Genomic DNA, 25,519 nt, shown 5'->3' with positions numbered 1-25,519 from the left:
CACAAGAACCCCATGCGCAAATGACGCAGCCTTTTTAACAAAGCAGTCGAGCATTCAAGCGAGTATTCGGGCAGGCAGGCAGTGACACATTCGAGTTCAATCTATCGTCGCGTTTTGGCGGCAGTATCAGGTATTTCCATCGCATTTGTGGCGACAGTCGCCCACGCGCAAGACAAACGTGGCCCGGTCACCAACCTCCCCCTGCCCCGCTATGTCTCTATGAAGGCAAACGAAGGCAACGTGCGTCGCGGACCATCCCTGACCCACCGGGTCGACTGGGTTTTCAAACGTCGCGACATGCCACTGCAGATCACCGCTGAACACGGGCATTGGCGCAAGGTCCAGGATCGCGACGGCGCCGGCGGCTGGGTACACTATGCGCTGCTGTCAGGCGCGCGTACTGTGTTGATTGAACGCGACATGATGCCGGTGCATGCGCGGGCAGATGCCAACGCACCGGTCACCGCGCACTTCGAACTGGGCGTCGTGGCCCGCCTGGGCAGTTGCTCGTCCGATTGGTGCCGCATCTCTGCTGGTGGATACCGGGGTTGGGCCAGCAAGGAAAACCTCTGGGGTGTTGCACCCGAGGAATTGCGGGACTGAGGGGTCAGCCCCGCCTTCACATCACGACGTGCGCACGATGAAATCATTGGTCAGGCGTGCAAGCTCTGGCCCTACGTCCTCTTGCAGGAAATGGCCCGCGTCCGGCAGAATCGTGTGAGGTTGACCCGCCGCCCCTGGACACAGCTTTTGAAACACCTTGTCGACCCCGGCCATGATCTTGTCATCAGCACCGAATGCTGTCAGCACCGGCGTATCCAGGCCACGGATCACGCCCCAGGCTTCGCGATTGGCCTGGGATGAAGGATTGTCGGGACTGTCGGGCACAAGAACCGGAAACTGTCGTGCGCCTTCCTTGTAGGTTTCATCCGGGTATGGCGCGTCATAGGCCGCGACCTCTTCATCCGTCAACTTGCTGGTGGTGCCGCCATAGATGATACGACCGGCTGGGAACTCTGGCACCTCTTGGCTGAAGGTACGCCAGGCTGTAAACGCCTCGCCCATCGGCTGGTCGCCGGTCGGCAAAGCGGTGTTTGCGACCACGATCCGCGCGAAACGATCAGGCATTTCCGCCCACAAACGCAGACCGATCAGCCCACCCCAGTCCTGGCAAACCAGCGTAATATTCTCCAGATCCAATTGCCGCACCAGTGATCCCATCCAACCCACGTGCCGTTCGTAGGAGTAATCCGACCGCTGGCTGGGTTTGTCCGATCGTCCAAAGCCCACCAGATCCGGTGCAATCACACGGTGCCCGGCCCCGGTGAAAACAGGGATCATGTGCCGATAAAGGTACGACCAACTGGGTTCCCCGTGCATGGTCAGCACCGGGTTGGCGTCGGATGGCCCCTCGTCCACGTAATGCACCCGCAGGCTCCCGCCCTCGGTGTCATCGACCTCCAGATAATTCGGCTCAAATTGGTAATCCTTGAGCCCTTCAAAGCGCTCGTCCGGCGTACGAAGTGCCTTCATGGTCAGTCCTCCCTTATGTTGCGATTGAGCCTAGCATTCGCCCACGGCCCCGCTAGGGTGAACGTCGCGACAGTTTTCCAAAGGACATGCAGATGAAAGCGATCACCTACAACGCATTTGGTTCGGCCCGAGAGGTTCTGACCCTGGTGGACATGGATTGCCCTGCCCCCGGACCAGGCGAGGTGACAGTGAATATCACAATGTCTGGCGTGAACCCATCGGATGTGAAATCACGCGCAGGGCGCCCCGGTTTGGACCGCCCAGCCTTCGATCAGATCATCCCGCACAGCGACGGCGCTGGCGTGATCTCGGCAGTGGGTGATGGCGTCCCCTCGTCCCGCATCGGAGAGCGCGCCTGGCTCTGGAACGGCCAGTGGAAGCGCCCGTATGGCACCGCTGCCGAGCAAATCAACCTGCCCTCCCGACAGGCCGTGCCCTTACCGGCCTCGGTCAGCGACGAGGTCGGCGCCACCCTTGGCATTCCCGGTCTGACCGCCGCGCACGCCGTCTTCAGTGGTGGCGACATCAAGGGCAAGACCGTGCTGATCCACGGCGGCGCAGGCACGGTTGGCTTTTTGGCGGTGCAGATGGCAAAATGGGGCGGCGCCCGGGTGATCACGACAGCCCGCGGGGCTGGTTTGGACCGCGCCAAGGCCGCCGGTGCTGACGTGGCGATTGACTACAGCGCGCCGGATCTCGCGCAGCAAATCCTGACCGCAAACGGCGGGCAACCAATTGAAAAAATTATCGACGTTGAACTGGGACAGAACCTTGACATCGATGCCGAAGTCATCGCGGAAAACGGACGCATCAACGCCTACGGCTCGGCCAAGGACATGACACCCACCCTGCCGATTTTTCCACTGCTGTTCAAAGCGGTGACACTGGAAATCGTTCTGGTTTACCTCCTGACACAATCCGAACGCGACGCCGCCATCGCGGCCTTGACGGCGGCATTGGCCGACGGAGCACTCTGCAGCCCAGTAGAAAAGATCTTTGCCTTGGAAGACGCGGCAGAGGCCCACGTGGCCGTCGAAGCAGGCGGCCGCGCCGGTGCAATCCTGCTTTCAACGAGCGCCTGACAGGGGTTGAAATTTTTTTGAGGCCCAAGGCGATTTTTTTGCTTTGGACCTCTTGCGCCCTCCGACCACTCGGATTAGACAGCCGCTCACCGTTGGGGTGTAGCCAAGTGGTAAGGCAGCGGTTTTTGGTACCGTGTATCGTAGGTTCGAATCCTACCACCCCAGCCATCTTCTCTTACATCAAGTAAACAAGTGTTCAGGTCCATCAATGGCCCTGGAAATGCCCCTGTTTATGCCCCAGCTATAGATCTCCTAGCAAAGGTCTCCTTCTTCATGGTTATCCCTCTCTCTTAGTAGGTATAAGTAATGTATAAGAAGAAATAGAGAGAGAAGGGAAGAACCTGAGTAGGGAAACCCTGGTAGGGATACCCCGCCAGACCCCCCTAAGCAGAGATCCCCAGTAAGAGGTCCTGAGCATGGTTAACCAGATTAAGAACCCTTGGCATTCCAGACCGATAGATGTGCACAGGTGGTCAGATCATCCTGAGGTTAGGGATCTGGTGGATAGGATCTGGGAGGGGTTTCTTGGGGAAACGATTACTGAGAGAGGACCTGGCCCGAAACCCAGGATGGGGTTTAGGAAGCAACTCAGGGTAGTGATCCTGGACCTGTACGTGGCTTGGTTGGATGATCCGGAGTTGAGTATCGGCGTGTCTATGTCAGTGAACTCCTGGGACACAAACTCCCGATATAATGCCCTGCACATCTCCAAGAAGATCATTCCGATCATCAAGGAGCTGCATGAGAAGGGTCTGATCGATTTATCCAAGGGCAGTTATGGCAGCCCCGGTGCCAAGGGAAACCGAACCACCCGGATCAGGGCATCAGAGGAACTCCAAGGCTGGTTCGCCAAAGCCAAGTTCGAACGCGACGATATCGGGAGGGCTGAGGGTGAAGAGGTCGTTGTCCTGAAGGGCGATAGCAACAAGCAGATAGATTACGAGGATACGCCAGAAACTCGCGGGTGGCGGGAGGATCTTCAAGCTTACAATGACCTGATTGCCAATTCCTTCGTCGACATACCGTCTCTGCAAGAACCCACTCTGGAGATCAGTAAGGAACTCCCGCCCGGAGCCACTGGTGACATAGACGAATCCTGACGCATTCGCGTGGGTAATGCGAAAAAAAGGACGCGGCGCATATTCAGCCGGGGCAGTTGGGACATGCATGGTCGGTTCTATGGTGGGTGGTGGCAACAGATCGACAGTGGCTGGCGGTCCAAGATCACGATCGACAATGAACCCGTTATCGAAGCTGACTTCGAGGGCATGCATGTGGCGATGCTCTATGCCGAGGAAGGGCTGGAATTGACTTACGATCCTTACACTCTGCCGGGATATAAAAACAAAGGCTTTCCACAGAAGCTGGTCAGGAAGCTGGCCAAGTCTCTTGTGCTTACTGCTATCAACGCAAAGGAAAAAAAGGCAGCTTACAAAGCGTTCCGAGCCGGTTTCTCAGTAAATCACGTCGGCAAGCGAATGACCGATGAAAAGATGGATATCTTGCTAGAAGCTGTACTCGAAAGAAACCCATGCTTGGGCGACTACCTTTTCTCAGATCAGGGTATTCGGTTGATGCGACAGGACAGCGAAATTACGTCCCTGATCCACAACCACTTCACCAAAACAGGCATACCCGTTCTGTCTGTCCATGACAGCTACATCGTAGATTGTCGGCATGTCGGAGAGCTCAGGCAAGTCATGCTGGATGCATCAGAAGAAGTGACCGGAAGGCCTCTTCGGATGTCCTACAACATCCCAGGTCGCGAAGAGTTCGAGGATGTGGATGAGGGAGTACTAAAGAAGCACGTCCACGACTTGCGCTGGGCGGTCTACGAAAATGAGCAGAACGCCTGTGAAGGATATGTCCAACGGCTGCTGCAGTTCCAGAAGAGGACTGGCCGACGCATTAGCCCTTGCGCGGAGAACCCAGTCTAACGGGCTTCATCAATGAGGCTTGCTAGGGAGCTAGGGCTGGAAACGTCGGCTCCCAGCCCAAAGCGGACATATCTGTCCTGCACCTCGGGCGGGGGCCAACCATTCGCCGTAACTGCGAAAGGCCCGTGCCAGAGAGTTACCAACGGCCATTCATCGCCCCTTTGATCATTGCGTCGATGCTGCACTACGCATCAAGGCCAGCAAAGCGCAGTTGGCGGCATTTACAAAATCCGTGAACTCCGGTTCGAGACCGGTACTAGCCTCCACAATTCTTTCAATGACTTAGATGGTATTTGCATGACACGCAGGTTTTTCGTTAAAGCTGGCGGCCTAAACTATCTACTTTTGTTCGCGACCGTTCAAAAGATACCTTCCGCCGTCAGCGACCGAGTCTGCAATGGTCTTTTGGAACAGCGCCTCTCGTGAGGTATGACCTTGGTCGAGCTTTTCGATAATCGGTTGCGCAGTGTCTGCATTCCAAGCCTTAACGTGCCCCGACTTGTCTTTCAGCTTCGACTTTGAAAACAGGCTTTTGTAACGCTGTGGGGTAATGCCGACAAACTGCTTAAACACCACTTTGTCCTTGTCAGGTTTCTTTTGGTCAATCGATATCGAGTCAGGATAAGTCCTTGTCAGGTTTCTTTTGGTCAATCGATATCGAGTCAGGATAAAGGTCATCGGCAAAGCTTTTCGCGTAGGGCTCTAGATAAAACACCTCACTGACGCCGGTCGCTACAATGTGCTTTGAACAATTGTGACAGGGGAAGGTCGTACAATACAATCTTGAACCCGCCAAGCTTAGCCCCAATCTCGCAGCGGTTGAAATCGCCGCCATCTCTGCATGGACTGCCCGCCCATATTCGAGAGTATCCAAGATTTGGGCTTTCTCGAGCGGCGAGTTCTTTGCGTCAATGAAAGCTTCGGCGATAGCCACCTCATCTTCAAAATTTCGCTTCAGCTCGCCGGATCTAGCTAATCTTTGGACGACTTCGATCAACATTTGACGCTTGCGAATAGTATTTGGGTCTTTGCCCAATACGACATCGCGACCATCCTCCCCATCTTCAGGCCAATACGTCCCACCCTGAGATTTCGGAGCTTCGTTGTAACCGGTTGAAATTATATCACTATCTCTTGAAATTGCAGCCCCGACTTGCCGAGCCGTATCGCATGAGGTCAGCGAAGTCTGATAGGCTAAGTTTAGGAAAAACTCGCCTTTCGTTGGCGAAATCACAAAGTTTCCAAACAGTACAAAGAAAAAGCGCTTCAAAAGCTTTTCAAGTTGGTCACCGTCCGAGGTGTCGACCACTAGATCGGCTAGTGGGAATACATCACTGACACGTTGGCCGTGGGGCACTGAAGATTCGTCGCCATCTCTAGCTACGAGCTCCATGGCTGCTGCCTGCCATCTGTCCGACTTTGGGCTGTCAGAATGCCCATCCGCAATCTTCTGAGCCAATGTCTGCTTAACAAAATCACTTGGAGAGTGGCACGAAATTAGAATGAATTGCTGGCCGTAAATGGAGCGAAGCGCCGCGACTTCCTCAGGGCGTTTGATCTGGTCAATAATATAAGCAGTCCGCCTCAACGGTAGCGCAGCATTGCCCTCCGTGTTTTTCTCGCGCCTGATGGCTCGAATTCTTTCGACTGCATACGACACGAAAAAGTCGTCCCGGTCGGTGCGACTTCGCACTTCATTGCATGCGCTGATGTATGTTTCGTATCGTTTTTCGACGGGTGCTTCGACCAGTTCGAAGTGAAATTTGGGTTCCTTCACAAAGTCCGTCAACTTGATGTGGTGGTGTTTGTAGTGAAGACTGTGCAGCGTATCTTGAATGCGCTGTATGACCGTAGGCATGTCTGCGCCCAAACGTCCCACAAGACCGACTACCAATTCCGCGTCTATTACTTTTTCCATATATTCAACCTCAATGACCGCGTGACACGCTAGTGTACGTGTGCAACACTGTCCACAATATCTTGACAGGGAGAGACCATGCAGAATCGAGAACAGGCCCCGCAGTTCGATTTCTCAAGTTCATTTGCGCAGACCCTCAAGGACTACGAGCAAACATCCGAAGCGTCACAAGCCGACTTCGAACGTGCCAGAGAGTGGCGTGATAACCGCGACAATGATCATAGTGTTGAGATGAAGTAATCTCGCTGAAGGTACACCCGACTTACATCGTCAGCAAAATTTGAAGCACGGGGCCGCCATGATCGGCCCCGTGCTTCATTTGAGGTCTGGAGATATAAGTTGATGCAGTCGAGAAGCGTCTAACCTTTCACGTTTTGTCAGCCTATTATTGCGCGCAAATCTAGGCGGAAAACTGAACAAGTCCAATTACCTCCGGATTCTTGCGAAGTCGTGAAATCTGTCAGCCGGGAGGCAGCCCAAAGCGGCCCTTGCCTTAAGCCCATGCATCAACAAATGTTCCTTGTACTTTGGTAAGTTAAGTTTTCATGACATTGGCTCACATGGAATCGAATTAATTCTAGTCAAAGGTGGTAATATGGGTCTTCTCTACAAATATTACGGATTTAGTGCTGGCCTTGCAGCAATTAGTAAGAACTCTCTTGGTTTTAGTAAGCCCACAAAATTCAACGATCCAATGGAGGGTCGCCTTTGGTTACACCAAAACGGGCTATCCCCGACGTGGCTTGAGCCCTTGCTTGACAGCGTTGGCATACTTTGCATGACCCGCAATCATCTCAATCCGTTAATGTGGAGCCACTACGGGGAGAACCATACTGGCTTTGTGATAGGATATGATGACGGAGATCTGTTATTTTCAGATCAAAGAGACACCGTGATTGACGCCCAATCAGGGAGTACATTCACAGAATCTCAGTATGAATTTTCTGATGTTGAACAATCCGGCCGTGCGGCTGCACAGTGGGTTCAATTGGGTATGGACGAGCTTGAAGTGCCAGACATAGCAGCGGCTATTAGGCATATTTTTCTGATGAAACAACATTGTTGGAACTATGAAGAAGAAGTTCGCATTGTGAAGTTGCTCTCTTCTGCTGCGCATACTGCAAGTGAATGGGTGAGACTGACAGGCAATACTCCAACGCCGATTTCGACGCCGGTTGCACCGAAGGTTTCACTCTCTCATCCGTCCGAAGTTTTCACACTAGAGGCTTCTCCTCAGAGCATTAAACACATCATCCTTGGAATGAGGAACCCGCTAGTTGTTGAGGGCCGCAAAGTCAGCCCTGATGATGACTTAGCGAGATGCGTTTCTGGATGTGGTGCCTCGATTGAGTTGTCCTCTTGGGATGAGAATGGAGAAATGCAGGCCTCGAAGCTGGAAACAAAAATCGACTGGGGCTGGCCGAACGACGTATCGTCCGTAAAGATTGAGCCCGAAATGTTGAAAGCGATATCTGGCAAAATTTCAGGCCAGCCGTTGTCAACACAATCTCTAACAGTGACCAATTTCAACGATGGTCGAGTATGCGCGTCATGGGACGATGAGCTTTGAACGCCCATTCTTGTGCAAAGTGTTCAAAACACCCTTGTCTCGCGACTTTGCAAAGCCCGCTTCCTGCGCGAAGCTGACGTGGGCGATTGCTTTGAGTTCAAGTCGTCTCCGGATCATCCAACCAAGCCACGTACAGGTCCAGGATCACTACCCTGAGTTGCTTCCTAAACCCCATCCTGGGTTTCGGGCCAGGTCCTCTTTCAGCGATCTTTTCCCCAAGGAACCCCTCCCAGATCCTATCCACCAGTTCCCTAACCTCGGGATGATCTGACCACCTGTGCACATCTAAGGGTCTGGAATGCCAAGGGTTCTTAATCTGGTTAGTCACTCTCAGGACCTCTTACCGGGGATCTCTGCTTATTCCCAGTAAGAACCTCCCCACAGAAACCCACCACTGAGAACCCTCTCCAGGACCCACCCGGAGGCCCTCTCTGTGGCCCCTACAGTCCCCCCTCCCAGAGCACCTACCCAAGGGTATCCAGACTCCCAAAAGGCCCCCAGGAATGCCCCACTTTGGCTCTCTGGCGGGGTAAGTCGAAGAAAGGGATCATCGGGCTGGAATTCCTACCACCCCAGCCATCTTCCTTCAGATAGAATTCCAAATCGGATAGCCCGCGACTGACGCCAGTGTCTGCGGCCCTTTTGGGCATCAGACGGACCATCACACATTGTCGCTTGTTGACACATCCATCAAAGTCGGGCACTCAACAGCGCGATGGTTTCCTGGAGGTTATCCCAGGGATGAAAAGGGAATACGGTGCGGCCCAACCTTCGGCGCCAAATCCGTGACTGCCCCCGCAACTGTAAGCGCAGAGCGACGCCAGTGACCCACTGACCCAAACGGTCGGGAAGGATGGCCAAGCATCGACCCGCAAGTCAGGAGACCTGCCATCTTATGTTCAACCAACCCGGGACGGGGCGTCCTGGAAGGAGGCTTTGATGGCACGTTTGTTGCGTGTTTACATGAACGGCACCTACTGTCCGCGCTTGACATCAAGCGGAGCGGGCAATGCTGAAATCAACTGATCCATTTCGCCAGATCCAAACCGCGCGCTGGATTCGATCAAGCAGCGTCTTGAAACGCTGCAATTTGCTTGGGGTGACAGCCCCGGCTGCATTGCGCCGCGCGTCGTGGGCCACATCCGAGGATCGGCCATGACCCGCCACTCTTTTCTCAGTGCGCGTCATCTTGAATACTATGCCCTGAACGGTGACGCCTTGTTGCAAAGCACCTCGTTCGACTTGGAGCAAGGCGCGATTCTGGCGATCGCAGGCCCAAACGGCGCGGGGAAAACCACGCTCTTGAACCTGCTTTGCGGCGCGGCGGATCTGGCTTTGGGGGATGTCCTGATCAAGGGACACAGCCTGAAACAGATGCCCGCGGTCGAACGCGCCCGCATGATTGCGGTCGTCAGCCAGCAGGAATTGCCGGACGGACGGCTGTCGCTGCGAGATTACGTGGCCTTGGGACAGATCCCCATCCGCTCGGACCGCTCGGCCCGGGAGAACGCGGATGAACTGAACCGCATTGTGATGACAACAGGGCTGGACCAACTGGCCGCCAAGAAGATGTCGATGCTGTCTGGCGGCGAGCGTCAGCGGGCGCATATCGCACGCGCGCTGGCGCAGCGGCCCTCGTTGTTGTTTCTGGACGAGCCAACCAACCATCTGGACCCGGACGCCAAGGGGCGGATGCTTTCGCTTGTGGCCGGGCTGGGGATCACAGTCGTGATGATCGTGCATGATCTGGTCATGATCCCCGAATTTGCCACCCATGTTGCATTGATGAAATCCACGCGCCTCACCCACTTTGGGCCGGTGGATGCGGTACTCACACCCAATCATGTCCGCGACACCTTTGGCGTCGATTACCTGCGCTTTCAGCACGAAGGCCGGATGATACCGGCGTTGGACATTCGCAAAACCACACGTACAACCTGAACTATGGAGTCTTTGGGAATGAAACACATCTGGTCCGTGGCGCTGATCACAGCCATGGCGGGCGGGGCCTCTGCACAGGGGATCACCGTCGACAACTGCGGCGAACCGTTGTCCTTTGAAACTGCCCCCGAGCGGCTGATCGTGCATGACATGAACATGACCGACATGGCCTTTGCCCTGGATCTGCAGGACAAGATCGTTGGCCTGACCGGCATCACCGGCTGGTACAAGACTAGCCCCGAGTTTGACGACCTGCGCGGTGACATTCCCGAACTGGCGCCAAAGTATCCCACGGTCGAAAACCTGGTCGCGGCTGAGCCGGATCTGTTCTTTGCGGGTTGGTACTATGGCATGAAGCCGGGCGGTGACGTGACGCCGGACACGCTGAAACCCTTTGGTATCAAGACGATGATTCTGTCTGAGAGCTGCGTGCATCTGGACCAAAACCGCCCCGCAGCCAGCATGGACTTGCTGTTCAACGACGTGCTTCGTCTGGGGAAAGTCATGCAGGTATCCGAGAAGGCCGAAGCCCTGGTGACCGGCTGGAAGGATGAGCTGGCAGCAATCGAAGCCAAGACCGCTGATCTGGCAAAGCCGCGTGTCTTCCTGCTGGATGGTCCTGCCGATGCGCCGTTCACCGCCGGCAAGTTTGCCATCCCGGATGCGATGATCGCAGCTGCGGGCGGTGAAAACGTGACCCACGACATGGACACCAGCTGGGGTCGGACCTCGTGGGAGACGGTTGCAGCGGCGAACCCCGAGTTTCTGGTGTTGCTTGATTATCAAACCGGCAACGGCGCCGAGGATACGTTCAAGTTTCTGCAGGAACACCCCGTCATGTCCCAAACCGACGCCGTCAAGAACGAACGCTGGATCGGTCTGCGCTATGAAGAGCTGACACCGGGGCCTGCAAGCATCAAGGCGATCTCGAAAATGGTGCAGGCGATGCATCCCGAGCTTAACTGACATGGGGCGATTGAGCCTTAATTTGATACTGGGGGCGGCCATCCTGGCCGTCTTCTTGCTGATTTCGACCATCTACGGGACCACGCCCATTCCTGCTGGCGATGCTCTGAAAGCCATTCTGCTGGGCACCGGGGTCGTTGACGGTGAAATGTCGCCGATGCATCGGATCGTCTTTGACCTGCGTTTACCCCGCGCATTGTTTGCGGCCGTCATCGGCGCCGGTTTGGGCGTCGTCGGCGTTGTCCTGCAAACAACCACACGCAATGATCTGGCCGACCCGTTTTTGTTTGGGCTGTCATCAGGCGCGGCCGCCGGGGCTGTGTTTGTCATCACTGTCACCGGAGACGTATTGGGGTTTTGGACTCTCCCGCTGGCGGCTTTTTGCGGTGGCCTGGTGGCATCAGGGATCGTTCTGGCGCTGGTTCACGCATTGCGCACCAGCGCACCGGAAAAGCTTATCCTGTCGGGGCTGGCGGTGTCTTTTCTATTCGCCGCCATCACCAATTATCTGATTTTTGCAGGCGACAGCCGGGCGGCGCATTCCGTCATCTTCTGGATGCTGGGCGGTCTAGGGTTGGCCAGATGGGAGACCTTTCCGCTGATTTGCCTTGGATTGCTCTTGATCCTGGTTTTTGCCCATTACCGCAGCCGTTGGCTGGACGCTTTGCTGACAGGGGACCTGACGGCATCAACACTCGGCGTGCCGGTGCAGCGCCTAAGGTTCAGCATGTTCTTTGCGGCCGCTCTGGCCACGGCAGCGTTTGTATCGGTGGCTGGCGTCATTGGCTTTGTGGGACTGATGGTTCCCCATATTGCCCGAGGTATTGTCGGTCCTTTGCATGGCAACCTGTTGCCAACAGCGGCCCTTGTAGGTGCCATCTTGCTAACGGGGTCGGACATCCTCAGCAGGTTGCTACTCGCTCCACAAGAGCTTCCAGTTGGGATAGTCACGACATCCATTGGGTCGATCTTTGTGTTTGCCTTGTTGTTTCGAACAGCCCGCACCAACGGATAGCAGCTCGTTCACCGTTCGTCGGCTTTCGAAATCAAACCCAGGCAAGCCCTGACTTCCCACTTTCCGAGCAAGTTCAGTTCACGCAATGCGGTTGCCTAAACAAAAAATTCTCGCGCACAGTGTTGACTTTATCGACCAGCGTGCTCTGTTGAAGTCACGGAATAGAATATCTGAATTACAAAATGCCACTAAAAACCAAGCTACTGACCCTGGGAGGTTTAAATGACTTTTAAGACACTTGCTGCCACTGCCGCTTTGATTGCGATGCCCGCTGTTTCAGCCCTAGCCTCAGACGATTTTCTGCCTTCGGTTGATGACGTGTTTACCGAGTGGGGAAAAGTTGAAGGCTGGACTGTGTGGGTCGATGTAACGCGGAATTCCTGCTTGGCCGAGCGCATCGATTCGAACACAAACATCGTCCAGATGGGCCTGAACAAAGCCCAGGATTTTGCGTACCTCGGTGTGTTCACCAAAGCCGACATCAAACTTCGTGGCGGCAAGGAGAAGGTGACTATCTCGCTTGATGGTAAGCTTTATGAAGGTAATGCTCGGAAGAAATCCAAGCACATGCAAGATGGTTATAAGGGTGGATACATCCTAATCGACAACCCCGAATTCGTTACCCAAGTTCAAAAGCGCTACACCATGGTTGTTTTCCCCAAAAGGGAAGAGGCGTTTTCGGTCAGCTTGGACGGCACGTTTAAAGCCATCGAAGCCGCACGTAAGTGTCAAGCAGAACTAAACGGCTGATCACCGTCGACAAGGCCTGCAGCCCAAAACGGGCTGCAGGTATTTGACGCGCAAGCTGCACAAACTAAACAGGTTTCTGGTCGTAAGCTCCGCCAAGCGCGACGTTCAAGTCCACAAAATCCACTGCAAAGTTGCGCTTGTCCAAGGCCAGTGCGTTTTCGGCCGCAAGCAAAGCGCGCTCGGCGTCGAGAACTTGCAAGAAGCCACTTTGGCCCGCTACATAAGCTTGGCGCGCCAGCTTCAGAACCTCGTTCAGATTTGCGATAGCTTCTGAAGTGAACTTCACCGCCTCGTTGTGGTTTTTTAGGCTGACCAGCGAATCTTGCACCTCTTCAACCGCTTCAACCACGGTTTCCTCCCACACGGCGAGGAGTTCTTTGCTACGCGCTTTCTGAAATCGGACTTTGGACCGGCGCTCGGGCAGGTCAAACAAGGGAATGTCCAGTCCAAGGCGTGCAAAGCCTGCTGTTGGCAGCAGGTCATTGCCCGAGTAGTTGATGTTGATGTTTCCCGTCAGCTTCAACTCGGGATACAGATCGGCCTCGGCCACGCCAGCCAAGGCCACGGATTCCGCCAAGCGTTTTTCGGCCAGTCGCACATCCGGCCTGTTGCGGATCAAATCAGCCGGGACACCCGTCTTTAACCCTCGGGTCGATGGCACCGGCTGCGGTGCCGTACGGTCCAACCCTTCGCGCGGGCGATCCCATGCCTGGCCTAGCAGTGTTCCGACCCGCGATACGGATTTGAAAAACAGGATCTTTGCCTCGGGCAGTTCAGCCCGCGCAGAAGCCACAAGCGTGCGCGCCTGCGCAACATCCAGATCAGACACCTCAGGAATATCCGTAACCTCGGTTTCAGCGGCCCCCATTTCAGTGCGCCGCTTGCGCGCTTGCAAGGTCGCGTTGAGGGTCTGCTCGCGCGAGGACACAACGCGCAGGTTGATCCGAATAAGCTCCTGATAAAAACGCGCGTCGATATAGGCTGTCACCAATTCATCCAACAGGGTCATACGCGCGACATTGGCATCGTCATAGGCCCCTTCGAGCCTATACCTTGCCGCTTCCCGCTCGCGCTTTAGACGGCCATAAAGATCCGCTTGCCAACTGGCTTCTGCTCGAACAAAGCCAGTGTCTGCGCGCCCGTCTGTCCCGCCGCCTGCGACCTTGAATTCTGAGACGCGGGTCGTTCCGGAAATCGGGTATCCGGCCCCTTCGAGAATAGCTTGTGACTGTTCAACCCGGGCCACCGCCTTGCGGATATCCAGATTTTGTTCCAACCCCAGGTCCACCAAGCGATTGAGCTTGTCATCGCCATATGCCTGCCACCACTCCACGTTGCCGCGGGTGATAGAGGATTCTATTTGTGCTCCAAGAAACTGCTGGGGCACATCCTTGCTGGGTTTTTGAAAGTCTTCGCCAACAGTACACCCGGCTGCCAAAGCCAGTTGGGCCCCTGCAGTTGTCAGAAACCTGCGCCTGTTTACCTGTTGCCTGATGGTCTTGCCGTCCTGCGCCGCTCGGGTTTTGAGGCTTATGTTAAACAGGCAAACTCATCTCTGACAATTTCCATACGCGCAATTTGTGCAGCTGTCGCCATTTTGCACTGCCCCGCGCCGAACGCTTACGAATACGGCTCTATTAAATCTGCCGACAGGGCGTATCCAACTTCGGCAAGCTGGGTTGTTGCGGCCGACGTCCCGAACAAACCGGTGACATAAACCGGCTCGAACAACCCCTGCGCCTCGTAGGGTGATTTGTCGGCGGTCACATAGATCAACTGGTTGGGCGGTGGTGGCGGCACGTGGATGCAGGCACCGACATAAGGAACCAACAGGCCTGCCGTGACCGAGGTTCCATCAAAATCCAAAGGCACCAGGTAGCCGGGAATGCGCACCACCGTACCGTTGTATTCCGTGGTCACTGCTCCGCCTTTCTCCTGATCGAACGGCGTGCTCAACTGGCCATGCTGGACCACGCCCAAGTCACGCAGTGCGTCAAATTCGGTGCCACCGCTGTCCGGCACCAGATCGCGCCAGGTGATTTCGACCGGAGCGTCTGCCGCCTGCGCCAGCCCGCCAGCAAGGGAAAATGCCCCAAGCCCGGCCAGGCCTTGTGTCATGAACAATCGCCGTGAGTGCGCCATCGATCTTCCCTCTCTTGCTAAAAGCTCAGTTCTGAACCAGATCCGCACTTTCCTGTGCCAGGGCAACATATTGCGTCGCAACCAGCATATCGAGCGGCGATTTGATTTTGCCGCTGCGCATCAACTCGGAAACTAGCTCGCTTTGCGACCAATCCCAGCGGGCCCCCAATTGGCGTGCAGCCATAGCCACCAGGCCGGGATCCTGACGCAGGGCCTGCCCCAAGGCCGCCTGAACGGTTTCGCGCATCTTTTCGTCACCGACTGTACCGTGAATGGCCAGCACCTCGACCAGTTGCTCGCGGCTGTCTTGGGACAAATCTCGTCCCAACAAATGGTCGTTGACCAATCGCAAAGCCGCCTCGCTGCCACCGTGCTCGACCATCGCCATCGCAAGCGCCCCAAGCATCCCCCCCGAATAATCCGAAGACTTGGCAACGCCATTTTCGAAAAATGCCTGATCAATGCGTGCGCCGCTCAACCCCAACAAAAGCACCCGGATCGGGCGCAAGTCGGTTTCCGATTGCAACCCCAACCGCGAAATCAGCCGCTGGGGATCAACGTCCAAAACAAGCTGGCGCAAGATGCTGTAATCGGCCAAGTCCAGCTCGCGCAGAGCCAGGGCGTGGACCTCTTTGTCAGGATGGTTCAGCAACGAGGCAAAATAAGCGAACCGTTCTTCATCCGCGCCCATTTCCCATTCTGGCAGCTCGGCCATCACGACGTCCAAAACATCTTGCATCGCGGGGTTCACATAGGCGATGCGTTGCCAGGGGCCATAAGCGCCATCCCGCGCAAACAGGATATGATCGTCAGGGTTTGCCGCCAATCTGCGGCGCGCGATGCTGTCCACGAGGTGCGGAATATCCACATAGTCGGCGGTGCCTTCCAGGACCTCGATGTCCGAGTACCGGAACGGCCGAGCCTCGGACGGCCTGGCCAGAACGATATGCTCGCTGCCCAACAGGCGTTCTACAAAAGTGATTTGCGGATTGTAGCCATGAAAGGCGCATGCCCACGCCTGAGACGCAAACAAAGCCGACACAGCAGCGAGTGAAACGGAACGACGAAACATGACGTCAGCATGCCAAATAGCTGGCGAGAAATGAAGTCACATCTTCACCATCATGCCATCCGCCAACGAGATCCTATAGGCCCGGATGGCAGGCAGAAGGCTTACCAAGGCCGCAGCACAGACCACGGCGATCAAGGTTATCGCCTCGCGGCCTGAAAGCCCGCTGATTGGCACAAAAAGGCCAAAGCGCGCATCCAGCATCGGTTGTGCCACGATCAGACCCAGATACAAGATCCCGACACCAAGCACCGCGCCAACGGCGGCCATAAACAGCGCCTCGATCAACAGCAATCCGACAACCGTCATTGGCCCCGCCCCTATCGCGCGAAGGATCGCCATCTCCCTCCGTCGTGCGTTCAGACTGGCCAACAGCATCGCAGCCATACCCAAAAGGGCCGTGACCACAACCATGGCGGACACCCCGATCAACGCGGTTTCAGCGATACCGACAATGCCCCACAGCTCTTGCAGCGCAAGACCGGGCAAGACAGCCAGCAAGGGTTCTTGCGGGTATTCATTGATGGCACGCTGAAGCGAGAATATCTTCAGTCGCGACTCGGCACCCAGCATGATCGCAGTGATCGCTTTTGGCTGCAGATCCATGGACCGGATCACCTCGACCGGGGTGGCGGCGCCAGGCTTTTGTGCGCCGCTTTTCCAATCGACGTGAATGGCTTCGATCGCTTCGAGGCTGACGATCACCGTCCGATCGACTGGCGTTCCCGTCTTGGCCAGGACGCCAGAGATCTGGAACGGCGTGTCCGCGTGTTCCGAGAATGACGCCAACCCATGCGCCACAACAATCGGGTCTCCGACGGAATACCCCAACTGAGCCGCAACATCTGCGCCGACCACGGCATCGAACAGATCACCCATTCGCTTGCCTTGGGCAAAGTCCAGCGCCCGGTCACCCCGGTATTTGTAGCGATCGAAATAGGCGCCCGTTGTGCCCATCACGCGAAACTGGCGGTGGCTGTCCCCCAAAGAGATCGGCACCGCCCAGGACACCTCGGGACGGTTTGCGATGTCTTGGTAGCTTTCCCAGGTGATATTGTTGGTCGCATTACCGATACGGAAAACCGAATAGAGCAGCAATTGCACATTGCCCGATCGCGCACCGACGATCAGATCCGTACCCGAAATCGTGTCAGCAAAACTGTCACGTGCACCGGTGCGCAGTTTTTCGACGCCCAGATACAGGGCAACAGACATGGCCACCGCAAAGACGGTCAAGCCAACTGTCAACCAGCGGCTTTTCAACGATGCCAAGGCCAGTCGGGTCAAAGTCATGATGCCGCGGCTCTGCGTTGCCGCGCAATCTGATCCAACCGGATCACGCGATCAAAGCGGCTTGCCAGTCGTTCATCATGGCTGACCATCAAAAGGGCCGCGCCCGCGTCCCGCACTTGCCCAAAGACCAGCTCCAGAAACTCTTCCTGCGCGCCACTGTCGAGCGCCGAGGTCGGTTCGTCCGCGATCACGACATTTGGCCGTCCGATCATTGCGCGCGCCACGGCGACACGTTGCTGCTGTCCCACCGACAGCGTCGAGGCCTGTGCCCGTGCGACCAACGCATCGGGCAGCCCCAAGGCGCGGGTCAGCGCCAGAGCCTCTTGTCGGGGCGATTGAACTCGGGCCCGGCGCGCTTTGGAAAACCGCAAGGGAACTAGGATATTGTCCAGTGCGGATGCATAGGGCAGCAGGTTGAACATTTGAAAGATGATCCCGATGTGGTCCGCCCGAAACCTGTCACGCTTGGCTCGCCCCAAAGTGCCGATGTCGGTTCCCGAGACCTGTATCACACCCTGGCTGGGCGCCAGGATGCCACAGATCAGGCTCAGCAGGGTGGACTTGCCCGAACCGCTCTGCCCCAGCAGCAACACGGTTTCGTTCTGCTTCACGTCAAATGCGGGCACGTCCAAGCCGAACTGCCCACCAGGCCAGTCAAAGCGCACATCGCGCATCGCGATTGCACAGGGGGCTGTGTCCTCGATCACCATCTGGTGACGCTGGTACTAGAATAGGCTCTGCAAATCCAGAACCGGATCGTCGCGTTCAACCTCATGGGCTTGCGCGCCTTTGGCTGATACGATCTGCACATCCAGTTCCAGCGCATTGGGAAACCGTTCAAAATAGGTGAATTCAATCTTGCTCAGCGCTGACATATCGCTGCAAGTCAGCGCATATTCGGCATGAAATTCCGCGTGCTCGGCGCCTTCATCTTCATGATCGGCATGATCGTCGTGGTGCTCATCATCATGATCATCTTTGGTGTCATGTTCATGATCGTCGTCATGAGCGTGATCGTCCTTAGCTTCATTCGCATGATCGTCATCATGCGCGTGCTCATCGTCATGATCATCGTGCTCTTCGTCCCCATGCAATTCGACACTGGCAGACACGACCGAGCACCCGGCCTCGGCTGACAGCACGAACAGGTCCAGCGGCTTGCCAAGGTTTGCGACTGCGGTCTCGATCAGCTTGCGATCTTCGTCACTTGTTGCCTCATGTTCGAACCCAACGATATCGGCGCCCGGGGCTTCGACCTCCATTGCAATAGAGTTGCCTTCGAATGCGATGTTCAACGTGCCCGAGCCATGCTCGTGTGCACCCAATGACCGAGTTTCCTCTGCCCCGGCGATGGCAGGAACAAGCGGTAAAATCAGGCAGGCAATCGGCGCAAATTTCATGGTCAGACCTCTGAACAATAAATCAAGATTTTAGCCGATAGTATCGTAATGTTATAACATGTCTAGACAGAAGTAACGGCAAGTTCATTCTTCAAGGCGGACATCAGCTCAGCCGTTGGCATAGACCGCGCAAGGGGTGCGCCTTGTCCGGCCCACTGCGCCCCATATCCCCCCACTCCCTTGGCGCTGGCCGCTGCATTCAACGCCTTACCGGCATCATAGGTTCGCGGATAATCCGGCACGTCCGTGTCAGCAACAGCTTGCCCCCAATCGGTGAACCGGTTCTGCAGGCACCGTGCTGGCCGCCCCGAGATCACGCGGGTCATCACCGTATGTTCGGCAGGTGCCCCCATCAGCGCCGCGCGATACGAGGCATTTGCACTGCTCTCGTCACATGCAACAAAGGCGGTGCCGAGTTGTGCGGCCGCCGCGCCCAGGTTCAGGGCAGCGCGAATACCGGCCCCGTCCATGATCCCACCAGCCGCAATCACCGGCACGGTCAGGTGCTTCACCAGGATACGGGTCAGCGCAAACGTCCCCTGCCGGTCGTCTGGTCCGTTTTCGTCAAAACACCCACGGTGGCCGCCGGCCTCCCACCCCTGGGCAACGATGGCATCCATACCAGCCGCCTGGGCCTGTCGCGCCTCGATCAGATTGGTCGCACTGGCGATCAAATAAGCACCCTGTTCCTTGAGTGCAGCAATCTGCTCGGGCGTGGGTAGCCCGAAGTGAAAACTGACCACACCGGGTCGCACATCCAGCAGCATGTCAGTCATCGGACCGTTGCCCACAAAGGAGTCGTATATCTCGTTCAATGTTTCGGGCGGCTCAGCGTCGAACCTGTGGAACTCAGACCCAAGACGGGCCAGCCATTCTGAATCCTTGTCGGCATCAGCCCGGGCCGGTCGGTGGCAAAAAACATTGGCATTGATGCGGTGACCCGTCAGGCCCTTTGCCTCTTCGATCATGACGCGCGCACCGTCCACGGTTGCTGCTCCCACACCCAGGGAACCCAAACCACCCGCGTTAGATACAGCTGATGCCATTGCAGGCGTAGATACCCCGGCCATCGGGGCCTGAATGATTGGCACCTGCAAATTCAATCGGTTGCAAAATTCTGCGCTGCGCATGAGACGCCCCTTTGAACATGATCCCTGAAACCCGAGATCACGTTAGGGGCAGATCACCTAAAACGCCATTGCAAGCATAAGGCCTATCCCGCCCAGGCCTTGTTCAAAACCGCATCGCGCAACTCGGTCAGATCCTCAGCCAGCTGCGCCTCAGAGATCGGCCCGCCCAGACAGACCCGCATTGCTTCTGCCGGTGGACCTGTCACGGTGAAGGCATCACTTGGCATAAGGCCGATCTGGCGGTTGGCCATGCGCCCCATGACCTCGGCCCGGCTGGTGCCATCAGGCAGGGTCAGCCAGACATTGAACGCCTCGGCTTGACCGCGGATGTCGCAGCCCCTGAGAAGGTCGCGGGCCAAAGCCTGACGCTGCACCGCCGCCTGTCGGACAAAGGTTTGCAGCGCCCGCGCAGTGCCATCTTCGACCCAACGGCTCATCAACGCGGCGCTGATGGGCGAGGTCATGACATTGCTGGCGCGGAGCACCTGCGCAAATCGTCCCTTGGCTTGCCCTTCGGGAACCGTGGTCAACGCCAATCTCAGGCCTGCTCCGAAGCATTTCGACAGACCCGCGATGTGCCAGCCCAAATCAGGGATCAGGCGTGAGATCGGCGGCGGCGCGTCCGAGGCGACGAAGCAACAGGCGTCATCTTCGATCAGAGGGATCTCATGTCGTCGAAGGATGTCCGCGATCTGCCGCCTGCGCTCGATTGGCATCGTATAGGTGCCGGGGTTGTGCAACGTTGGGTTCAGATAGACAGCCGACGGCCAATGCGTGCCAATCGCCCGGTCCAGCGCATCCGGCAGAATGCCCTGCCCGTCCATCTCGACCCCGATCAGATGCACCCCCAACTGCGCCGCAATGGCACGGATACCAGGATAGGTCACAGCCTCGCACAGGACCGTCGGGCCGCTTTCGCTCAGGTGCGACAGCACCGCATGCACGCTAGCGTGGGCGCCGGGGGTGATCGCCAACTGCTCCAAGGTCACATTCAACCCGTTTTCGGCCATCCACCGTGCGGCGATTTCACGGTCCTGGAGACTGCCAGTGACGGATTGATAGCGCAGAAGGGGCACCAGATTGGCCGAGACATGCCGCAGCCCCTGCTCCATCTGCGCGATCAGATCCGGATCGTCGGGTTCGGGCGGCATGTTCATCATCGGGTCTTCTTCCATGGCGCGGCGCGGATCCGGCGCCTCGCGCTCTTCGGACAATTCACGCACAAAGGTGCCGCGCCCAACAAAGCTTTCGATGTAACCGCGTTTGACTGCCTCGGCATATCCCCGTGAGACCGTGGTGAAATCCACCCCGACCTGCTGCGCCACCTTGCGCTGCGAAGGTAGACGATCACCGGGCTTGAGCGTTCCGGCCTCGATATCGCCGTGAATGGCCTCGGCAATCTCAATATAGCGCGGCTTGCCCGTGTCCTGCAGGGTAAGGTGCCATTGCGTCATTGCCGTCTCCATTCTCCACTTGGTGCCGGAACTCGCCCGGCACGATCGACCTGCGTCCACCAGCTCAAATCATTATCCATCAATTTCAAAAATTGTATGGATAATGATTGCATCTACAGCGCGACTCACCTAAATGCAACGCTGAAACTGAAGGACGCTGATGATGACAACCGACATCCCTGCCACTGACGAGCCCCAAGCCGAGGTCCGCGACCTGAAGCCCGCCATTGTCAACGGGCTGCGTCTGCGCTGCCCCAAATGCGGCGAGGGCAAGCTGCTCCATAGCTATGTCAAGGTGAACGACCATTGCAGCGCGTGTCAGCAGCCGTTCCATTATCAACGAGCCGATGACGGCCCGGCCTATCTGACCATTCTGATCGTTGGTCATTTGATGGGCTTTGCCTTGCACATCGCGTGGGTAAACTGGCGGCCCGAACCCTGGGTACTGGCCACAACGATGTCAGTGGTGGCCGTTGTTGGCGCATTGGCCCTGCTACCGCGCATGAAAGGTCTGATGATCGCCTATCAATGGGCCAAGCGGATGCACGGGTTCTAGGGTCAGACGCGGCCCCGCAAGTGATCCGCCAGGCGCAACGTCAGGGCAATCATCATCAAGGTTGGGTTGGCATGACCCGAGGTCGGGAAAACCGATCCACCAACCGCATAGAGCCCTGTCACGCCGTGCACCGCACAATTTCGATCCACGACGCCCCGTGCAGGATCATCCGCCATCCGCGTTGTACCCAGTGAGTGGCCAAGATCAATAACCGTCGCAGCCCTGGGCTGGCCTTCACGCACCCAGGGTTCCGGAATCAGCGGTGGCAGCCCCGCCTGCTCAAAGCTCTCACACAGTTTGCGTCCGATCTGCAGCAGGTTCGACCGGGCCGCATCGCCGGGTGACCAAGTCACATGTGGCACGGGCAAACCCAGTGGATCCAGCTCCTGGGACAGAGTAACGCGATTACCAGGATCAGGGGGATGTTCAGTTGTAGCCTCGAATCGAACCCCAGAGAGTTTGACCGGCAAGCGTCCGAACCGATGATCTCTGGCCAGGGTGTTCGGGAACAATCGCAGAGCTGTATCCGCAATTCCGCGCGACACCCGCTCTGGCAGATACCCTCGCTCAAGCATCCGCGCGCCCGCTCCTCGCGCCAGCCGCACGGGGCTGCGCAGGACAGATCCCATATCCGACAACCGCGCTTTGCTTTGACCGCGCAGCAACCGACGCAACGCGGCAAATGGATCGTCCGGCGCGCGCTCTTCGGTCACAAAGACTGCACCGTTCAACAGGCTCTCGGCACGCTGCACCTGATCGGTCAAGGCAAGACCGTACATGTATACATGGCTTTGCCCCTGATCCCGCAATCCGAAAAGCCCGAACCGGGAAGCCAGATCGGTGACCTGATCAGGAGCGGCCCGGGCAACGGTCGTGGTGGGATGGTCCATCAAAAAACGTCCGACCGTGTCGTGCCGGTTGCCCAGGTCCGACATCAACAAAAGTCGCGCGTTTTCAATTGCGCCAGAGGCCAGCACACAAATCGGAGCCTCGACCGACACCTCTTTCCCCGCAAGGCTCCGCGCGCTCAAACCGGTACAGAGCGACCCCTCTGCATTGCTGTGCAGCGATGTCACTGTGGCCTCGGTCAGCACCTGCACGCCGCCTGGCATATTGGCCCGGAAGTCAGGCCCGAACCGCATAATGTCGGTCACCTGGCGGCGCGAACGGGCAAACTGCCAAAACATGGTGCGAAGGGCGTCGCCTTCGGGCGATTGCGCAGGAGGTTCGTGCCGTAAACGCATCCACAGCCGCGCATCGTAGAAGGCTGGCCCAAGGTTCAACAAATGCGATGCTTGCTTTAGGAAAGGGGCAACCTCGGTCTCACTCATTGGCCAACCAGAAAACGGCACCCAATCGCGTTCCTCAAAATCGATCTGATCCAACGGGGCCGACTTGCCTGCCCAAGCCTGGGTCGCGCCGCCCAAGCCCCGGCACCGCACGCCATATTGTTGGCGGTCGCCAGCCCAGTGATGGGTCAGGGTTCTGTGATAGCGGTCCCGAGCGGCCGCTTCCTCGGGGCTCCACCCGTCCATCCGAACAACGTTCAACGCCTCGTGCTTGGCGTCCTGGTCCAATCCCCCGCTTTCCAGCACAATGATCCGTCGTCCCTGCCCGGACATTGCGCGTGCAAGCGTCAACCCACATGCCCCACCGCCCACGACCACCAGATCGGCGCGCAAAGGGTTTGAGGTCTCGACCTCATTGAGACTTTGAATGGACATCAGAATTTTGCTTTAGTGACCGGGATGCATAGCAAAGTGTCATATAATCTGCCCCACGCGGCAACCGTCTGTTTTCAGACCCATTCCGGTATATCCAGTATCGGAATGCCCTGATGGCACGGCTGGGGTTTCGTGAATGGCTGGCCGTCGGGCGCGTCATCGCTGGCGGCACCTTGACTCGCACCGAACGCGCGGGCGGGGCCTGTGACCGGTTTGAAAACGAATTGGCCGGGTTCGCAGGCTGCAATCATGCGTTGGCTGTATCCAGCGGTACAGCGGCTTTGATCGCGGCTCTGCAGGCCTGCGGTGTTGGTCCCGGGGACGAGGTGCTGGTGCCCGCCTACACTTGGATGGCCAGCGCTGGCGCGGTTTTGCAAGTGGGCGCAGTGCCGGTTCTGGTCGAGGTGGACGAAACCCTGACCCTGGACGCGAAAGATTTTGCCGCCAAGATCACCCCACGCAGCCGGGCGGTTATCCCCGTCCATATGCTCAATCGGCCCTGTGACATGGACCGCATTCTACCAATTGCCCAAGAGCATGGCCTAAAGGTGATCGAAGACGCCTGTCAGGCGGTTGGCATCCGCTACAACGGCCGCGTTCTGGGAACACTGGGCGACATTGGGACGTTCAGTTTCAATCAGCACAAAAACATGACCTGCGGCGAAGGCGGCGCCGTCCTGACCAGCAATGCGACCTTGATCGACCGAGCCCGAAACGCGCACGACATGGGGCTGGGGTTTCGACAAGCCAACACCTTGGACACGAACGAGATATTCCTGGGCAACAACTTTCGCATCAGCGAGATCCAGGGGGCGATCTTGCGCGTTCAGCTGCGCAAGCTGCAAGGTAGGATCAACCGCATGTTGCGGCGTGTCACCATGATGGCTGACATGCTTGAACGCAACGGCTACCCGATTGCTAAGCCTCACGGGAACGGGCCGACTGCCAGCTTGGTTTTGACCTTTGACGCTGAAGGAGAAGCCATTCAATTCGCAGAACGCCGTGGAGCGAGACGACTGTTTGACAGCTCGAAACATGTCTACACCGAATGGGAGCCGATCCTGACCCGCAAGATGGCGCATCCCGGGGTCACCCCTTGGGCCTGGGCGGGCAATCCGAACGGTCCGGGCCCGGAAAGCTGCCCAAAGACGATTGATCTGCTTAAACGCAGCTGCGCGATCAATTCCATGCCGGATGTTCCCATGCCGGTCGTGCGATACTTGGCCAGGAAACTGGCGGCCTAAGACGGGAAAATTCGGTTCCAAACCTGAATGTCCGGGGCGCAGATATCGCGCACCAGGGCCAGTTGCGCGTCCGTCAGCCCGGCGCGGGTTACTTTGCTTGCGCCCAAGCTGGTCTTGTTTTCATGCTTGAACCGCACCCTCACACCAAGCACCTGGCGAATGCCATGAGCAAAACCGTCCAGATCGTCGAGACGCCCGACAAGATCGAACCCTTCAAGATGTTGCACCGCCCGGTCGATGGCCTCGGGCGCGCGCAGGTTGGCCTCAGCGGACAAGTCGGCAAAGATTTCCACGAACTCCGCCCCCATTGCTCTGGCCCGTTGAGTTGTCAGAAACACATCGAATTCATCTGAAATATGACCGTGTGAATCAGGCCTGTTCCGGCTCCAATTGTAGTGCGATAGAAACCGTGAAACCGGCTCTCGCAGCAGCGTGATGAAACTGTAACTGTCCCGGAACTGGGCATGTGCCGCGCTCGAAAATGGCACGTGGGATGAGATGCAGCGCACGTCGTCGAACATCAGATAGAGCAGCATCTGTTTGCGCAAATCGTTGACCTCTAGCATCAGGCGCTCGGTGTCGGTGCGCCCGGTAAAGGTCTGCAACGCGCGGAACGAGGCCTCAGGCTTGACCGTTGCCTGGCTGGACAAATAGCGCATCCTCAGCGCGCGTCCGACAGACGTACCACCGCATTTCGGCACGTGGTGAAAGACGAACCGCTGCGGTGCCAAGCGGTTCAGCATCGCCTGATTGACCCGGCGCGCACGACCGATCAAATCCATCTCAAGTCCTCCC

The 25,519-nt window shown here is 57.1% G+C and carries 25 protein-coding genes, 1 tRNA gene and 1 riboswitch; of the genes, 13 read left to right on the top strand and 13 right to left on the bottom strand.

What is annotated here, in order from left to right; translation table 11 throughout:
- The first annotated feature begins 114 nt into the window (after positions 1-114).
- Positions 115-603 carry an SH3 domain-containing protein gene (locus TRL7639_RS05055; RefSeq protein ID WP_370808937.1) on the top strand — a complete coding sequence of 163 codons (489 nt, stop codon included), beginning with the start codon at positions 115-117 and terminating at the stop codon, positions 601-603.
- Between the two features lie 21 nt (positions 604-624).
- Here the strand turns inward: TRL7639_RS05055 and TRL7639_RS05050 are convergent, their stop codons facing one another.
- Entirely contained in the window at positions 625-1,533 is a 909-nt protein-coding gene (locus tag TRL7639_RS05050; protein WP_085794671.1) for a haloalkane dehalogenase, read from the bottom strand.
- A 92-nt stretch (positions 1,534-1,625) separates the two neighbouring features.
- On the opposite strand from TRL7639_RS05050, the gene TRL7639_RS05045 reads away from it, so the two are divergent.
- The 4 genes from TRL7639_RS05045 (at position 1,626) to TRL7639_RS05030 (ending at position 4,552) form a co-directional block, all read left to right on the top strand.
- On the top strand, positions 1,626-2,615 hold the full coding sequence (locus tag TRL7639_RS05045; protein WP_085796258.1) for an NADPH:quinone reductase: 990 nt from the start codon (positions 1,626-1,628) through the stop codon (positions 2,613-2,615).
- Positions 2,616-2,708: 93 nt separating this feature from the next.
- Positions 2,709-2,783, top strand: a tRNA-Gln gene (locus TRL7639_RS05040).
- A gap of 248 nt (positions 2,784-3,031) precedes the next feature.
- Positions 3,032-3,715: a hypothetical protein gene (locus TRL7639_RS05035; RefSeq protein ID WP_085794670.1), complete on the top strand. Its 684-nt coding sequence runs from the start codon at positions 3,032-3,034 to the stop codon at positions 3,713-3,715.
- A 63-nt stretch (positions 3,716-3,778) separates the two neighbouring features.
- Entirely contained in the window at positions 3,779-4,552 is a 774-nt protein-coding gene (locus TRL7639_RS05030) for a hypothetical protein (protein ID WP_085794669.1), read from the top strand.
- 339 nt (positions 4,553-4,891) lie between these two features.
- Here the strand turns inward: TRL7639_RS05030 and TRL7639_RS05025 are convergent, their stop codons facing one another.
- Together TRL7639_RS05025 and TRL7639_RS05020 are read right to left on the bottom strand one after the other, a co-directional pair.
- Positions 4,892-5,125, bottom strand: coding sequence for a hypothetical protein (locus tag TRL7639_RS05025; protein ID WP_133057612.1), 234 nt, complete (start codon positions 5,123-5,125; stop codon positions 4,892-4,894).
- A gap of 43 nt (positions 5,126-5,168) precedes the next feature.
- On the bottom strand, positions 5,169-6,470 hold the full coding sequence (locus TRL7639_RS05020) for a hypothetical protein (RefSeq protein WP_085794667.1): 1,302 nt from the start codon (positions 6,468-6,470) through the stop codon (positions 5,169-5,171).
- A gap of 78 nt (positions 6,471-6,548) precedes the next feature.
- On the opposite strand from TRL7639_RS05020, the gene TRL7639_RS23020 reads away from it, so the two are divergent.
- The 6 genes from TRL7639_RS23020 (at position 6,549) to TRL7639_RS04985 (ending at position 12,712) form a co-directional block, all read left to right on the top strand.
- On the top strand, positions 6,549-6,710 hold the full coding sequence (locus tag TRL7639_RS23020; protein ID WP_165759756.1) for a hypothetical protein: 162 nt from the start codon (positions 6,549-6,551) through the stop codon (positions 6,708-6,710).
- Between the two features lie 280 nt (positions 6,711-6,990).
- Positions 6,991-8,040 carry a DUF2971 domain-containing protein gene (locus TRL7639_RS05015; RefSeq protein WP_133057611.1) on the top strand — a complete coding sequence of 350 codons (1,050 nt, stop codon included), beginning with the start codon at positions 6,991-6,993 and terminating at the stop codon, positions 8,038-8,040.
- 699 nt (positions 8,041-8,739) lie between these two features.
- A riboswitch (cobalamin riboswitch) is annotated at positions 8,740-8,947 on the top strand.
- Between the two features lie 248 nt (positions 8,948-9,195).
- Positions 9,196-9,981: an ABC transporter ATP-binding protein gene (locus TRL7639_RS05000; RefSeq protein WP_085794663.1), complete on the top strand. Its 786-nt coding sequence runs from the start codon at positions 9,196-9,198 to the stop codon at positions 9,979-9,981.
- Between the two features lie 18 nt (positions 9,982-9,999).
- Entirely contained in the window at positions 10,000-10,947 is a 948-nt protein-coding gene (locus TRL7639_RS04995) for an ABC transporter substrate-binding protein (protein ID WP_085796257.1), read from the top strand.
- A 1-nt stretch (position 10,948) separates the two neighbouring features.
- Positions 10,949-11,962 (top strand): FecCD family ABC transporter permease, encoded by a 1,014-nt coding sequence (locus tag TRL7639_RS04990; RefSeq protein ID WP_085794662.1) that lies wholly within the window; start codon positions 10,949-10,951, stop codon positions 11,960-11,962.
- A gap of 222 nt (positions 11,963-12,184) precedes the next feature.
- On the top strand, positions 12,185-12,712 hold the full coding sequence (locus TRL7639_RS04985) for a hypothetical protein (protein ID WP_085794661.1): 528 nt from the start codon (positions 12,185-12,187) through the stop codon (positions 12,710-12,712).
- A gap of 64 nt (positions 12,713-12,776) precedes the next feature.
- Here TRL7639_RS04985 and TRL7639_RS04980 read toward each other — a convergent pair whose 3' ends face one another.
- The 8 genes from TRL7639_RS04980 to TRL7639_RS04945 all read right to left on the bottom strand — a co-directional run bounded on the left by TRL7639_RS04980 (position 12,777) and on the right by TRL7639_RS04945 (position 21,200).
- Complete coding sequence (locus TRL7639_RS04980; RefSeq protein WP_165759755.1) at positions 12,777-14,150, bottom strand: efflux transporter outer membrane subunit; 1,374 nt, start codon at positions 14,148-14,150, stop codon at positions 12,777-12,779.
- A gap of 182 nt (positions 14,151-14,332) precedes the next feature.
- Positions 14,333-14,830 (bottom strand): DUF3299 domain-containing protein, encoded by a 498-nt coding sequence (locus tag TRL7639_RS04975; protein WP_110647107.1) that lies wholly within the window; start codon positions 14,828-14,830, stop codon positions 14,333-14,335.
- Between the two features lie 49 nt (positions 14,831-14,879).
- The gene (locus TRL7639_RS04970; RefSeq protein ID WP_085794658.1) at positions 14,880-15,926 is read right to left on the bottom strand and encodes a hypothetical protein; all 1,047 of its coding nucleotides are present in this window, start codon (positions 15,924-15,926) and stop codon (positions 14,880-14,882) included.
- 36 nt (positions 15,927-15,962) lie between these two features.
- Positions 15,963-17,216 carry an ABC transporter permease gene (locus TRL7639_RS04965; RefSeq protein ID WP_085794657.1) on the bottom strand — a complete coding sequence of 418 codons (1,254 nt, stop codon included), beginning with the start codon at positions 17,214-17,216 and terminating at the stop codon, positions 15,963-15,965.
- Positions 17,213-17,923: an ABC transporter ATP-binding protein gene (locus TRL7639_RS04960; protein WP_370808713.1), complete on the bottom strand. Its 711-nt coding sequence runs from the start codon at positions 17,921-17,923 to the stop codon at positions 17,213-17,215. The genes TRL7639_RS04965 and TRL7639_RS04960 overlap by 4 nt, the downstream gene beginning before the upstream one ends.
- An 18-nt stretch (positions 17,924-17,941) precedes the next feature.
- Entirely contained in the window at positions 17,942-18,616 is a 675-nt protein-coding gene (zrgA, locus tag TRL7639_RS04955) for a zinc uptake protein ZrgA (RefSeq protein ID WP_085794655.1), read from the bottom strand.
- A 62-nt stretch (positions 18,617-18,678) separates the two neighbouring features.
- Positions 18,679-19,746, bottom strand: coding sequence for an NAD(P)H-dependent flavin oxidoreductase (locus TRL7639_RS04950; RefSeq protein ID WP_085794654.1), 1,068 nt, complete (start codon positions 19,744-19,746; stop codon positions 18,679-18,681).
- Positions 19,747-19,829: 83 nt separating this feature from the next.
- Positions 19,830-21,200, bottom strand: a complete 1,371-nt coding sequence (locus tag TRL7639_RS04945; protein ID WP_085794653.1) for an aminotransferase-like domain-containing protein — start codon at positions 21,198-21,200, stop codon at positions 19,830-19,832.
- A 163-nt stretch (positions 21,201-21,363) separates the two neighbouring features.
- On the opposite strand from TRL7639_RS04945, the gene TRL7639_RS04940 reads away from it, so the two are divergent.
- Positions 21,364-21,756 carry a DUF983 domain-containing protein gene (locus TRL7639_RS04940; protein ID WP_235820255.1) on the top strand — a complete coding sequence of 131 codons (393 nt, stop codon included), beginning with the start codon at positions 21,364-21,366 and terminating at the stop codon, positions 21,754-21,756.
- A gap of 2 nt (positions 21,757-21,758) precedes the next feature.
- Here the strand turns inward: TRL7639_RS04940 and TRL7639_RS04935 are convergent, their stop codons facing one another.
- Positions 21,759-23,480, bottom strand: coding sequence for a GMC oxidoreductase (locus tag TRL7639_RS04935; RefSeq protein ID WP_085794651.1), 1,722 nt, complete (start codon positions 23,478-23,480; stop codon positions 21,759-21,761).
- Between the two features lie 113 nt (positions 23,481-23,593).
- On the opposite strand from TRL7639_RS04935, the gene TRL7639_RS04930 reads away from it, so the two are divergent.
- Entirely contained in the window at positions 23,594-24,724 is a 1,131-nt protein-coding gene (locus TRL7639_RS04930) for a DegT/DnrJ/EryC1/StrS family aminotransferase (protein ID WP_085794650.1), read from the top strand.
- Here the strand turns inward: TRL7639_RS04930 and TRL7639_RS04925 are convergent.
- Positions 24,721-25,506, bottom strand: a complete 786-nt coding sequence (locus TRL7639_RS04925; protein WP_085794649.1) for a sulfotransferase family 2 domain-containing protein — start codon at positions 25,504-25,506, stop codon at positions 24,721-24,723. The two genes, TRL7639_RS04930 and TRL7639_RS04925, sit on opposite strands and share 4 nt — an antisense overlap.
- Positions 25,507-25,519 lie beyond the last annotated feature (13 nt).

This window comes from Falsiruegeria litorea R37 (genome assembly GCF_900172225.1).
In the GTDB taxonomy this organism is placed as follows: domain Bacteria; phylum Pseudomonadota; class Alphaproteobacteria; order Rhodobacterales; family Rhodobacteraceae; genus Falsiruegeria; species Falsiruegeria litorea.
This window is presented reverse-complemented; position numbering and strand designations above follow the sequence as displayed.